Annotated in this window: 12 protein-coding genes and 2 tRNA genes; 5 read left to right on the top strand and 9 right to left on the bottom strand. The window is 64.2% G+C overall.

Features of this window, described 5'->3' with window-relative positions; all coding sequences use genetic code 11:
- The 7 genes from nuoH to FJZ36_15270 form a co-directional block, all read right to left on the bottom strand.
- Positions 1-1,005 (bottom strand): NADH-quinone oxidoreductase subunit NuoH (gene nuoH, locus FJZ36_15300; GenBank protein ID MBM3216266.1); only part of this gene is annotated, 1,005 nt, incomplete at its 3' end.
- 3 nt (positions 1,006-1,008) lie between these two features.
- On the bottom strand, positions 1,009-2,646 hold the full coding sequence (locus FJZ36_15295) for a 2Fe-2S iron-sulfur cluster binding domain-containing protein (GenBank protein ID MBM3216265.1): 1,638 nt from the start codon (positions 2,644-2,646) through the stop codon (positions 1,009-1,011).
- A gap of 30 nt (positions 2,647-2,676) precedes the next feature.
- A complete protein-coding gene (nuoF, locus tag FJZ36_15290) occupies positions 2,677-4,083 on the bottom strand; it encodes an NADH-quinone oxidoreductase subunit NuoF (GenBank protein MBM3216264.1) in 1,407 nt (468 codons plus the stop codon).
- Positions 4,070-4,588 carry an NADH-quinone oxidoreductase subunit NuoE gene (gene nuoE, locus FJZ36_15285; protein MBM3216263.1) on the bottom strand — a complete coding sequence of 173 codons (519 nt, stop codon included), beginning with the start codon at positions 4,586-4,588 and terminating at the stop codon, positions 4,070-4,072. Before nuoE ends, nuoF begins: the two co-directional genes overlap by 14 nt.
- Positions 4,589-4,735: 147 nt before the next feature.
- Positions 4,736-5,992, bottom strand: a complete 1,257-nt coding sequence (gene nuoD, locus FJZ36_15280) for an NADH dehydrogenase (quinone) subunit D (protein MBM3216262.1) — start codon at positions 5,990-5,992, stop codon at positions 4,736-4,738.
- A 19-nt stretch (positions 5,993-6,011) separates the two neighbouring features.
- A complete protein-coding gene (locus tag FJZ36_15275; GenBank protein MBM3216261.1) occupies positions 6,012-6,596 on the bottom strand; it encodes an NADH-quinone oxidoreductase subunit C in 585 nt (194 codons plus the stop codon).
- 18 nt (positions 6,597-6,614) lie between these two features.
- Positions 6,615-6,989 (bottom strand): NADH-quinone oxidoreductase subunit A, encoded by a 375-nt coding sequence (locus FJZ36_15270; protein MBM3216260.1) that lies wholly within the window; start codon positions 6,987-6,989, stop codon positions 6,615-6,617.
- 412 nt (positions 6,990-7,401) lie between these two features.
- Here FJZ36_15270 and FJZ36_15265 point away from each other — a divergent pair, with 412 nt between their 5' ends.
- The 5 genes from FJZ36_15265 (at position 7,402) to FJZ36_15245 (ending at position 10,163) form a co-directional block, all read left to right on the top strand.
- A complete protein-coding gene (locus FJZ36_15265; GenBank protein ID MBM3216259.1) occupies positions 7,402-8,505 on the top strand; it encodes an ethylbenzene dehydrogenase in 1,104 nt (367 codons plus the stop codon).
- 206 nt (positions 8,506-8,711) lie between these two features.
- Positions 8,712-9,083: a VOC family protein gene (locus FJZ36_15260; protein ID MBM3216258.1), complete on the top strand. Its 372-nt coding sequence runs from the start codon at positions 8,712-8,714 to the stop codon at positions 9,081-9,083.
- Positions 9,084-9,281: 198 nt separating this feature from the next.
- Positions 9,282-9,369, top strand: a tRNA-Leu gene (locus tag FJZ36_15255).
- Positions 9,370-9,426: 57 nt separating this feature from the next.
- Positions 9,427-9,503: transfer RNA gene (locus FJZ36_15250), tRNA-Met, on the top strand.
- 69 nt (positions 9,504-9,572) lie between these two features.
- Positions 9,573-10,163 (top strand): DUF4202 domain-containing protein, encoded by a 591-nt coding sequence (locus FJZ36_15245; protein ID MBM3216257.1) that lies wholly within the window; start codon positions 9,573-9,575, stop codon positions 10,161-10,163.
- A 9-nt stretch (positions 10,164-10,172) separates the two neighbouring features.
- On the opposite strand, the gene FJZ36_15240 is transcribed toward FJZ36_15245, so the two are convergent.
- Both FJZ36_15240 and FJZ36_15235 read right to left on the bottom strand, forming a co-directional pair.
- On the bottom strand, positions 10,173-11,537 hold the full coding sequence (locus tag FJZ36_15240) for a M24 family metallopeptidase (protein ID MBM3216256.1): 1,365 nt from the start codon (positions 11,535-11,537) through the stop codon (positions 10,173-10,175).
- Between the two features lie 3 nt (positions 11,538-11,540).
- Positions 11,541-12,180, bottom strand: a 640-nt coding sequence (locus tag FJZ36_15235) for a PIG-L family deacetylase (protein MBM3216255.1), incomplete at its 5' end; no start/stop codon positions are given.

Below are 12,180 nucleotides of genomic sequence, written 5' to 3'. Positions count from 1 at the left end.
GACGGGCAGAAGCATCTTCCATCCGAGAGCCATCACCTGGTCGTACCGGAACCGAGGGAGCGTCCATCGCACCCAGATGAAGACGAACAGGAAGAATGCGACCTTCGCTAGGAAGATGAGCAGCGTGCCCCACCACGGAACGAGCTTCTCCAGTCCGAACAGCGTGTATCCGCCGAAGAACAGGCACACGTTGAGGCACGAGCCGATCGCCATGTTTCCGTACTCGGCGAGGAAGAACATGGCGAACTTCATCGAGCTGTATTCCGTGTGATATCCGGCGACCAGCTCCTGCTCGCACTCCGCCAGGTCGAACGGCAGGCGGTTCGTCTCAGCGAACGCCGTCACCGTGAAGATGAACCACGCGACCGGCATGAAGAACACGAACCACGACGAGCCCGCCTCCGTCTGCTTGGCGACAATATCGGCGACGTTCAGCGATCCGGCGACCAACAGCACCGACAGGATCGCCAGACCCATCGAGAGCTCGTAGCTGATCATCTGCGCCGAAGCCCGCAGCCCGCCGAGCAGCGCATACTTGTTGTTCGATGCCCACCCCGCCAAGATGACGCCGTAGATGCCCAGAGACGTGATCGCGATGAAGTAGAGGACGCCGATGTTGATGTTGGCGATCTGGAACGGAATGCCGTCGGGAGCCCAGCTCGCAGCGGAGAGCAGTCGTCCCAGCAGACCGTCCGCCGGGATCGCCTTGGCGAACGGGATGACCGCGCCTGTCATGAACGCCGGTATCAGGATCAGCGCCGGAGCGGCGATGTAGAGCCGACGATCCACCTGTCCGGGGACGATGTCTTCCTTCAGAAGGAACTTCACGCCGTCCGCAATCGGCTGCAGCAAGCCCCAGGGGCCCACGCGGTTGGGCCCGTGCCGATCCTGGATCCACGCGCTCACCTTGCGTTCCGCCAGCACGAGCACCGGAACGATAGCGAGGATGAACAGAACGAGAAAGACGATCTTGATGAGCGCGGCGATAATCTGCGGAAGCATCATGCGTCAGTCCCAGTATTTCGCGGCGTAGGCGTCGTTCCCCGTCATCGTCTCCGGAGCCGGCTCCCCACTGCCCAGGACGTATCCCCGCGAGCCGATGGCGCTGTCGCCAGCCCCGGAGAACGCTTCGACAGACGACGCGATGTCGTCGGTGATCTCCCCCACCGATAGATAGCCGAACTCCCTGCCCATCGCCCGCGCGACCTCACACACGAACGTCCACTCGTCCAGAGAGCGTCCGAGCGGCGGCAGCGCGCGGTTCAGCCGCTGGACGCGCTTCTGCGAACTGGTGAAGCAGCCTTCCTTCTCGGTGAAGGCAGTCCCCGGAGCGACGATGTCCGCCCGCTCCGTGAGCGCCGACGGCAGGATGTCCACGACGACGAGGCATGCGAGAGCCTCCAGCCGCGCCAGAACCTGCTCGCTCAGCTCTAAGCCGGGGATCCCGCCGAAGACGACCGCGCCCTTCGCGCCATCCAGCAGCGCCCATGCGTCCTCGTCCGTCGGAACGTCACCGAGGATCGCCAGACCGCCCGCGCGGTTGGGGTTCTTGTCCTTCTCGATGACGAACTTCGGATAGACCGTGTCTTCGCTGGTGATCGGTTGGCTGATGAGCCCGACGTGCTTCGTTCCGACCGCTTCCATGGCGAGTCTGCCGATGGCGCGGAGCTCCTCGTTCGTGTTGAACGCCGACGCGAGGATCGCGACGTTCTCGCCGCCGAGCTCCGCGATCTTCGCGGCGATTGCCTCGAAGACCGTGTTCCACCCCGTGGGGACGAGCGACTCGCCGTCGCGGATCATCGGCGACTTGAGGCGGTTCGGGTCGTTCGCGTAGTGGTAGCCGTAGCGCCCGTCGTCGCACATCCAGAAGTCGTTGACGTCGGCGTGGTAGCGCGGCTTGATGCGGACGATCTCGTTGTCGCGGAACTCGACGGTCGTGTTGCAGCCCTTCGAGCAACCGGGGCAGACGCTGTTGACCTTCTTGAGGAACCACGGACGGGATCGGTAGAGGAAATCGCGCGAGACCAGCGCGCCGACCGGACAGATGTCCGCGACGTTGCCCGACAGCTTGTTGTCGAGCGGTCTGCCGGGGTAGACGTCGATCTCGTTGTGCCCGCCTCGGTGGATCAGTCCGAGCTCGCTCGTTCCGGTGATTTCCTCGCAGAACCGGACGCACCGCGTGCAGACGACGCAGCGGGTCGTGAACAAGTCGATGTGGGGTCCGACCTGCTTGCGGGGCGGAGTCTGCTTCGCCTCGACATAGCGGCTGCGGTCGTTGCCGAACTCGTAGGTGTAGTCCTGCAGGTGGCATTCGCCAGCTTGGTCGCAAGTGGGGCAGTCGAGCGGATGGTGGATGAGCAGGAATTCGAGGGTCATCGCTCGCGCCGCCTTGACGCGCGGAGCCGTGTTGCTGACGACCATGCCGTCGGCGACGCGTGTGCCGCACCCGATCGCCAGTTGGCGTTCGGGTCCGGGTCTGCCCGGAAGCGTCAGCTCGATGAGGCACATGCGGCAGTTGCCCGGCGCGCGGAGCGCCGGATGGTAGCAGTAGTGGGGGATCGTGATGCCCACCTCTGCCGCCGCCTGGACGACCGTGATGCCGTCCGAGACGGTGTATTCCTTGCCGTCGATCGTGATCTTCGCCATCCGGTCGAGCCTCCGCTTCTCAGGAAGCCGCTAATGCCACTTCGGCTGCTGCACGACGGTCACCTGGGGCCGCGGGTAGGCGTAGTTCTGCTCCGGCGGCGTGATCGCCTCTTCCAGAGGGAGAACCGTGCACTCACCGTTGAGGATGTGCGCCTCGAACTCCGGGCGGAACTTTCGCGCGAAGCTCACCGCGGGCCACGATACGGCGATGCCGAAGACGCAGATCGTGTTCCACGTGAACGTGTCCACGTTGGCGATCTGGTTGGCGACGTCGATGAGCTGCTCGATATCGCCGGGTTTCGCGTGTCCCGCCTCGATCCGCTTCGTGATGTCCCGCACCCAGGGCGTCCCGCTGCGGCAGGGCGTGCACTGACCGCAGGACTCGTGCGCATAGAATTCCATCAGGTTCAGCAGCGCCGACACGGTGCAGACCGTCTCATCCATGACGATGATCCCGCCGGAGCCCAGCATCGACTTCGCCAGACCCAGCGACGTGAAGTCGAGCGGGCAGTCGAGCTCATAGGGCGTCAGCACGGGAGCCGAGCTCCCGCCGGGAATCACCGCCTTGACGCGGTTCCCGCCGCGTACGCCGCTCGCCATGTCGATCAGGTCTTGCGCCGTGATGCCCAGCTCGACCTCGTAGACGCCCGGCTTCTCGACGTGTCCGCTGACGCAGTAGAGCTTGGTGCCCGTGTTCACCGGGTCGCCGGCGGTGCGCGGAACGTCGGTGTAGACGCTCCCCATGCCCTTGTACCAGTCGAGCCCGTTGTTGACGATAAAGGGCAGGTTCGAGAGCGTCTCGACGTTCTGGACGCACGTGGGCTTCATGAACAAGCCCTGGACGGCGGGGAACGGCGGCTTGTTGCGAGGCTGTCCGCGCTTGCCTTCGAGCGATTCGATCAAGCCGGTCTCTTCGCCGCAGATGTACGCGCCTGCGCCGGAGTGCGTGTAGACGTCCAGCGCGAAGCCGGACCCCGCGACGCTCTCGCCGAGGATGCCCGCCGCGTAGGCTTCTAGGATCGCGGCGTCGAGCCGCTTCTTGGCGAGCGTGAATTCACCCCGGCAGTAGACGTACGCGGTGTGGATGCCCAGCGCCCAGCAGCAGGCGATGATGCCCTCGATGAGCATGTGGGGCTTGTTCTGCAGGATGTAGCGGTTGCTGAAGGTCCCCGGCTCGCTCTCGTCGGCGTTGCAGCAGAGATAACGCGGCTCGATCTGGCGGTTCATGAGGGTCCACTTCATGCCGGTCGAGAACCCGGCTCCCCCGCGTCCGCGCAGACCGGAGTCCTTGACGAGCGTGATGTGGTCGTCCGGCGGAATGGCAAAGACCTTCTCCAGCGACGCGTATCCGCCGTGCTTCCGGTAGACATCGAGCGTGTGGATTCCGGGCACGTCGAGGTTTTCGTAGAGGATGCGCCGTTCCTTAGCCTCTGCCATGTCGTCTCTCTGCCTTCGCGGGAGCCGCTTTCCCGGTGATGCCGCCGAGGATTTCGTCGATCTTCTCCGGCGTGAGGTTTCCGTACAAGTCCTCGTCGACCATCATCACGGGAGCCTGGTCGCACGCGGCGAGGCATTCCACTTCGAGCAGCGTGAAGTTGCCGTCTGCCGTTGTCCCCTCGACTTCGACTTCGAGCGACTCGCGCAGGTGGTCGAGGACCTTCTTGCAGTCGCAGAGCATGCAAGGGAGCGTCTTGCAGACCCGGATGATGTGCTTGCCCACGGGTTCCTGGAAGAACATCGGGTAGAACGTGACGACGTCCTGCACCTGCGCCGGGGAGAGGTCGAGGAGCTCCGCGACGTGCTCCATGACATCCTGCGAGATGTAGCCGTTCTGGGCTTGCGCGAGGTGCAGAGCCGGGAGCGTCGCCGCGCGTTTCGTCGGGTAGTGGGTCAGGAGATCGTCCAGATGGGCGCGGCGCTCCGGCGTGAATTCGAATGGCATCCGTCAGACTCCACTCATCCAGGCAGTCGTCGACCGATCGGTCCCCAGCGATTCGTGTCGGAGGCGAGTTCCGTAGGGGCGGGTCTCAGACTCGCCCCTACAACCCCACGGCGATCGACCGAGCGATGAATCCCCAATGCGAACTACTCAGCGGTCGAGCTCTCCGGCGATGACGTTGAGGCTCCCCAGCACGGCGACGACATCGGAGACCATAAGCCCCTGGACCATCCTGGGCAGGTTCTGATAGTTCATGAACGAAGGCGCGCGCACGCGGACGCGGTATGGATAGCCGCTGCCGTCGCTGACCAGGTAGAACCCCAGTTCCCCGTTGGGCGACTCCGTCGCGCAGTAGACCTCCCCTTCCGGCGGCTCGACGCCGTGACCTCGCATCGTCACCTTGAAGTGGTGGATCAAGCCTTCGATGGAGCCGTACGGGTGAACCGGGTCGTAGGGCTGCGTGTGGTCGGGAGCCTTGTAGACGTGCTCCTTGCCCGGCAGGATCATCTTGTGATCCGGCACGTTGACGGGTCCATCCGGCATGTTGTCGAGCGCTTGCTGGATGATCCGGCAGCTCTGCCGCAGCTCTTCCATGCGCACCAGGTAGCGGTCGTAGGTGTCGCCGCGCACGCCCACGGGGATGTCGAAGTCGAAGTCCTCGTAGGACGAGTAAGGCTCCGCCTTGCGGATGTCGAACTCGACGCCGGAGCCGCGCAGGCAGGGACCCGTCAAACCGCCGTCGAGCGCCGTCTGGGCGTCGATGACGCCGATGCCCTTCGTCCGGTCGATCCAGATGCGGTTCTTCGAGAGGAGCCCTTCGATCTCCGGCAGGGCTTCGTTGAGAAACCCCTCCAGGAAGCCGCGCACCATCGGGACGAACGTGTCGGGCACGTCCTGCGCCATGCCGCCGACGCGCGTGTAGCTCACGGTGAGCCGCGCGCCGGAGCAGGCTTCGATGATGTCGTAGAACTTCTCGCGCTGCTGGAAGGCGTAGAGGAACGCGGTGAACGCGCCGATGTCCAGCGCGTGGGTTCCCAACCAGACCATGTGGTCGGCGATGCGCGCCATCTCGGCGAGGGCAACGCGGATATACTGCCCGCGCTTGGGGACTTCGACGCCCAGAAGCTTCTCGACGGCGAGGACGTAGGCGAAGTTGTTGGAGAGTGGCGACAGGTAGTTCATCCGGTCGGTGACGACGATGAACTGGTTGTAGAGCATACTCTCGCCGAGCTTCTCGAAGCCCGTGTGGAGATAACCCAGATGCGGGGTGCATCGTACGACCTGTTCGCCGTCGAGCTCGACCTCCAGATGGAGCGTGCCGTGGGTCGCCGGATGCTGGGGCCCGATGTTGAGGACCATCGTCTCGCTGGCGACAACGTCAGTCTTGGCTCTGGCAGGTGCACGCATGCTGCTGCCTTTCAGGCGTTCACTCGTCACGATGCGTCTGTCCCGACCGCTCGAAGTCGAAGCTGGCGCGCTCGCCCACGCCCTGCACCGGATAGTCCTTCCGCAGCGGGAACGCGCCGAAGTCGTCTGGCATCAGGATACGCCGCAGGTCGGGATGCCCGTCAAAGACGATCCCGAACATGTCGTAGACTTCGCGTTCGAGCCAGTCGGCGGCGGACCACAGGCCTGTCGCCGACGGGGCGGACGGTTCCGCATCCGTCAGCGGACACTTGACCCGCAGTCTCGGCAGCGGCGAGTCCGGCATGTGGGACATGAGGTGGTAGACGAGCAGGAAGCGGGCTCCGCCGAACCGCGCCGAGATCGACTCCAAGCCGAGGCAGTCCACGGCGGTGAGATCGACCAGGCGGATGTACTGGAACGCGGGATCGGTCTTGAGGAACCTGAGAACCGGATGGATCGCCTCGGAAGTTACGACGACCGTCCATTCCCCACGGTGCTCATCCGTGGCGAGGACGGGGTCTCCGAAGCGTTCGACGACCTTACGGACGGGAAGAGGCCGTGGGTCTTCCGCCGGTGCAGCCTCCGGAGCCTGTTCTTCTGGCATCGTGTCCCCGTTAGCGGGCTAATCCCAGTCGAGCCCGCCCTTGCGCCACACGTAGATGTACCCCAGCACCAGGATCGCCGTAAAGACGACCATCTCCCAAAAGACCAGCAGGTTCTCGCGGATCATGTCGCGGAACACGATCGCCCACGGATAGAAGAAGATCACCTCGACGTCGAAGATGATGAAGATCATTGCGATTAGATAGAACTTGATGGAGAACCGTAACCGGGCGTTGCCGACGGGGTTCACGCCGGACTCGTAGACGCTCCCCTTGACGCGGGTCTGCCGCGGACGGACGACGTATCGGGTGAGGAGCTGGGCGAGGGCGAGGATCGCCACCGCGATGACGACTGCCACGAGGAGAAGCAGGAGGATCGGGATGTAGGCGCTCATCGCCACCTGCGACGTGTGCGTCGATTGTGACCTGTTTCACGAATGACCGGACAGACTACCCAGTTTGGTCTCCGCACGACTTGCCACAACCGTATCGCACCGTCCTGTGGCGGGGCAACTGGGTGACCACAGGAACGGCATTTTCCCATAGCCCCCGATCTCTGTCAAGCGCATTCGCGCACAATCGAGCTCCTACGGACGGTGTTGACGCCGTGATCCGTGCTGACGTAGCGTTCGCGCGGTTTCGCACGAGATACATCGGAGTCCTTCCCAACCCCAGCGTGCCGCGCTATTGTGTATGTGAACGCAATAACAAGCGCCGACACTCGCAGGCTCGGACGCTGGGTCGCCGTCGGTACCGACGTGGAGCGAGTCACACTCCGAAGGTCAGTGCCGATCAGGTCGTCCCACCATGACGAGCGGTCGATCGCTCGCGCCGAGCGTGCTCGTGCCGGAAGCAAAGGAGCCCTCGATGGGTGTGTGGCTTAAGCATTGGCGCGCGCTAGCCGTCGTCCTGGCACTTGGTGTCGGCGTTGCCATGGTCGTCGGCTGCGGAGGCGATGACGAGGAAGGCGAAAAGAAGGACATTGGAGCGAACACGCTCCTGTCGCACAAGGGAGCTGCGCCGACAGTCGACGGCAGCGGCGCAGACGCTGCATGGAAGGATGCCCATCCGCTGGAGTTCGTGGCGTCGGGCGGCGCCAACTCCTCCCTGTCCAACGTATCGCTTAAGTCGGTCCACTCCGGCGACATGGTCTACTTCCTCGTCGAGTGGACCGACCCGACCGAGAGCCTGCGCCGCGCGCCGTGGCAGAAGCAGGCGGACGGATCGTGGAAGCAGCTCAAGGATGGACCTGCCGGCGACGACAACAAGTACTACGAAGATAAGCTCGCCTTCATCTGGAACATCAACGACAGCATCGCCGGTTTCAACCAGGCGGGATGCCAGGTGACCTGCCATATCGGCGAAGGCAAGCCATACGGGAACAAGTACACCACGTCGGCTGGCGAACGCGGAGACATCTGGCACTGGAAGTCTGTCCGAACGGGTCCCGTCGGGACGATGGATGATCAGTGGTTGGACGACGTGCGTTACGATCCCGACAAAGCCGCCGAAGCAGGACGCCATAGCGACCCGAACACTGGAGGCGGGTACAAGGACAACAAGTCCGCGGACGGCAAGACTCCTGCCTACGGAGCGATCGCCCCTCCCTACTGGATCCTCGACAGCACTAAGAAGCCGTTCAACGACGGCGACTTCAAGGCGAACGACGAGGTTCCTGGCATCGTCGTCGCTCCCTACCAAGGCGACCGCGGGGACGTCGCCGCCAAGGGTGTCTACTCCGGCGGGAAGTGGACGCTGGAAATCGCTCGCAAGCTGACGACTGGGAGCGAGTACGACGTCCAGTTCTCCGATCTCGCAAAGAGCTACTACTTCGGCGTCGCGGCATTCGATAACGCGCAGGTGCGCCATTCGGCGTCATCGGGAGCGTTCGAGCTTCAGTTCGACCAGTAGCGCCTCAACGACCGCGATTGGGTTATCGTGAACCGGGCGGAACCATCCAGGAGATGGTCTCCGCCCTTTTCGCATCCGCAGTGGAAGAAGGTGATATGCGAACGAGGCATGGACGGCTGTAATCAGCCCTTGACGCGCGCTGTAGCTCGGCTCACCTGTCATTGTAGTCTGAGTTGTGCCAGGGACAAGGAAAGGGACGGACGACGATGAAGGCTCGCGGCATCGATTTCATCTGCTACGACGTGACCGACATGGAGCGAGCGCTCGCGTTCTATCGAGACACGCTCGGATTCGAGGTGGCGTTCACATACGGCGACTCGTGGGTCGAGCTGGCGACGGAGCCGATCACGGTCGCCCTGATCGGGCCGCCGCACAGCAGGCCTGCGAAGGACAGCACGGGTCCCACCATGGCAGTCGCTGTCGATGATGTCGCCAAATGGGTCGAGGAGCTTCGCGCCAAGGGTGTGACTGTCATCTTTGGACCCGAGAACACGCCCGTCTGCGATGTCGCGATGGTGTTCGATCCCGATGGAAACCGACTGATGATCCACCATCGCCACGACGACACATGGGGTTGATCGCAGTCCACGGCTGACCGTGCACCCCAACCCGGGGCGTCGAGCGATACCGAGTGCGGCTCCCCGACTCGTTCTGTCTAAGGCTTCTTCCGAGGGACGACCTCCATTCGCTCAGGCGGCCCGACGCACATCCGATGCCCGTTTTCCTTGACTCGGAGAGTGGGCGAACCTATACTTCATTGCGTCCGGTGACGATTCGGGCGAGTGGTGGAACTGGTAGACACGCCGGACTTAAAATCCGTCGCCCGGCTCGGGCATGAGGGTTCGATCCCCTCCTCGCCCACCACAGGAACCACCTGAGGAACCGTGTGGCACGGCGGGACCGGAAGAAACGACGACATGACGCGGGGTGGAGCAGTCTGGTAGCTCGTTGGGCTCATAACCCAGAGGTCGCAGGTTCAAATCCTGCCCCCGCAACCACAACCGAAAACCCAGCGGCAGGATGTCGCTGGGTTTTCCGCTATCTGCACGCATAACGCGAAGCGCCCCATGGACGCCGCACGGTTCGACGCCGCCATCGCCGCCATCGAAGAAGCCAACGCGCACGATCCCAACTCGCGCGCCATCGACGGCATCCCCACGCCCTTCGAGGTCGCTTACGCGCGGCACGTCACGGGTTGGGTGACTCGCCTGACCCCCGACCCGTCGGAAGCCCTGCTCCTAGCCGTCCGCGGACTCCATATCGAGCGGTGGAAGGTTCCCAGGCAGGACTACTCCGCCGACCGACGCGGCTACTACCAGTGGCGTAACCGGCTCAAGAGGCTCCACGCCGAGCGGGTGCAGGGCATCCTCAACGATGTCGGATACGACCCGGAGATGGTCGCACGAGTTGGCGATCTCATCCGGCGCGTCGGATTCCCGCACGACCCGGAGAGCCAGGTCATCGAAGACGCCGTCTCGCTGGTGTTTCTCGAATGGCAGTTCGCCGAATTCGCCGCCAAGACCGAGCGGGCGAAGATGATCGACATCCTGCGCCAAGTCTGGGAACGCATCAGCCCGCAAGCCCGCGAGATCGCCCTGACGCTCCCGCTGGAACCGTCGGAACGCGAGCTCGTCGCGGAAGCCCTTTCCGAGGGATAGGACAGTCCTTCACGGCATCGCGCCGACGAGCGACTGGACGTTGTGGGGAACCGCGTTCATCTCCTCGAGCCGCCGCCCCGACTTCCCGCACGTGTTCTCGACAACGACGAAATCCAGCCCCGGAATGACGACGTCGTTCCAGAAGTCTCCAACGCCACGGATCGCCACGTCGAGCATGATGACGATCTGCTCGCCGAGCGGCTCCGTCGAGTTGAGCGTGATCGCGCCGTAGAACTCCTGGCACTCGGTGTACCCCGCGTTGTGCGTTCCCGTGTAGGGCTTGAGGCGCTCCAGCTCGATGGGTCTGCCGATCCGCCGCGACACTTCGTCCGACCGGTTCCGGAAGTAGTCCACGAGCGCCTGCTCCTGCAGGTACGCGGGCTTGGCGTGCTCGGCGACGTCCCGCAACGCGTCGAGCCCGACCCGGTAGGCTTCCTCGACGAACTCGAACCAGTAGCGCTGCTCCGCCGTCACCTGATCCGGGTGTTCCACCGCGACGCACGAACGCCGCAGGCAGGAGTTGAGCCCGTCCCGCTTCGGCGCCACGCCGACGTGGATGACATCCCCCTCGCGGATCTCGCGGTTGAGCGCCTTCCCGATGAGCGTCCGGTTGGCGGTGTTCGCGCCGACCATGACATCCCAGCCCATCTCCTCCGCGCCGAGCTCCCTCCCGACGAAGTAGCCCCACGCGGCGACCTGCGTTTCGAGCATTCCCGGACGCAGGACAGCGAGCATCGCACGCACCATCGCGTCGGCGATGACACTCGCGTCGCGGATGAGCCGCATCTCGTCGTCCGACTTCTCGTACTTGAGCCGGTAGTAGACCTCCGGACAGTCGATCACGTTCTCTGCTCCGTAGAGCTCCTCCAGGTAGGCGACGACCGACGCCGGCACGACCTGTCGCGGGGTCAGCAAGCCAATCCGGTCGACCTTCGCACCCGCCGCCGCTTCGATAACGTCCTCGAGGCGCTCCGCCGCGACGGGATACTCCTCGTCGGCGAGTTTGAGCATCTCGACCTTGTGCACCGGAGCCGCCGCGCGGTCCGCGAGCTGTTCGGCGACGTAGCCGCCCTCCAGCCCAGCCGCGATGTGGAACCCAGTCCGACCGATGACGCCGGCGACCTGCTCGATCTGGACGTTCGTGTTCCCGCCCAGGTAGGGCACGTCGCCGTCGTAGTGCTCGTCGCTGAAGACGAAACCGACCTCCAAGCCCTGTTGCCGCAGGGCTTCGTAGACGCGACGCTGCCGCGCCCGGTACTCATCGGTCGAGATGCAGAAGTCCTTGTCGACGGTCGGCGTTGCCGCCAGGACGCACTCGACCTTGGCGAACTCGCTCCGCAGCTCGCTCAGTCGGAGGGCTCCGACGCCGCTCATGGTTCACTCCTTCTCGCGTGGCTCGGCTCGTGTCCCGCCCAGCGTCTTGCCGATCAAGTCATCCTGTGGGTAGGCGTGTCCCAAGTGCTGCCGAAACCCCTCGGCGAAGGGGGCGCCAATCCGCTCGCCCACTTCCGCGCCCCAGCGTTTCATCGACTCGATGTACTCGTCCATACCGTGGTGCTTCATCAGCCAGTCGCGCTGGCTCGCGTGGCATGCCAACATCTCGACCTTGCGCGGTATGGCGTCAGTGATATCGACGATCAGGCTGGCATTGATCCGGTTCCCCAGGGCGTCCATGCCCTCGATGGGGTCGGCATAGTAGAGATGCGGGATGCCGCTCAGGGGTTCCGCCGGTGGAACCGCGAGCGTCTGCATGTTCGGCGCTCCGGCGCAGAAGCAGGCGTTCCGCACGAGTTGCGACGTGATCTCGTGATCCAGCATGTAGTCGGCGGGCGAGTGGGTCACGACGACATCGGGGCGGAGTCGCCGCAGGGCTTCGACGGTCTTGCGGATCGTCGCGGGGTCGTAGTGGATGAGGAAGTCCTGCTCGCCGACGCAGACATACTCGCCATCGATGAGCCGGGCTGCCGCGTGGGCTTCGTCGTGACGTCGTCGGACGATGGCTTCCTCCGTCTCGGTC

It is taken from the genome of Candidatus Poribacteria bacterium (genome assembly GCA_016866785.1).
Taxonomy (GTDB): Bacteria; Poribacteria; WGA-4E.
This window is presented reverse-complemented; position numbering and strand designations above follow the sequence as displayed.

What these genes read in the sequence shown, in the direction of transcription:
- FJZ36_15245 (MBM3216257.1), top strand. Translation starts at nt 9,573, where the DNA reads ATGGACGCCGCACGGTTCGACGCCGCCATCGCCGCCATCGAAGAAGCC.
- FJZ36_15260 (MBM3216258.1), top strand. Translation starts at nt 8,712, where the DNA reads ATGAAGGCTCGCGGCATCGATTTCATCTGCTACGACGTGACCGACATG.
- nuoE (MBM3216263.1), bottom strand. Translation starts at nt 4,588, where the DNA reads ATGCCATTCGAATTCACGCCGGAGCGCCGCGCCCATCTGGACGATCTC.
- nuoF (MBM3216264.1), bottom strand. Translation starts at nt 4,083, where the DNA reads ATGGCAGAGGCTAAGGAACGGCGCATCCTCTACGAAAACCTCGACGTG.
- nuoD (MBM3216262.1), bottom strand. Translation starts at nt 5,992, where the DNA reads ATGCGTGCACCTGCCAGAGCCAAGACTGACGTTGTCGCCAGCGAGACG.
- FJZ36_15275 (MBM3216261.1), bottom strand. Translation starts at nt 6,596, where the DNA reads ATGCCAGAAGAACAGGCTCCGGAGGCTGCACCGGCGGAAGACCCACGG.
- FJZ36_15270 (MBM3216260.1), bottom strand. Translation starts at nt 6,989, where the DNA reads ATGAGCGCCTACATCCCGATCCTCCTGCTTCTCCTCGTGGCAGTCGTC.
- FJZ36_15240 (MBM3216256.1), bottom strand. Translation starts at nt 11,537, where the DNA reads ATGAGCGGCGTCGGAGCCCTCCGACTGAGCGAGCTGCGGAGCGAGTTC.
- FJZ36_15295 (MBM3216265.1), bottom strand. Translation starts at nt 2,646, where the DNA reads ATGGCGAAGATCACGATCGACGGCAAGGAATACACCGTCTCGGACGGC.
- FJZ36_15265 (MBM3216259.1), top strand. Translation starts at nt 7,402, where the DNA reads ATGACGAGCGGTCGATCGCTCGCGCCGAGCGTGCTCGTGCCGGAAGCA.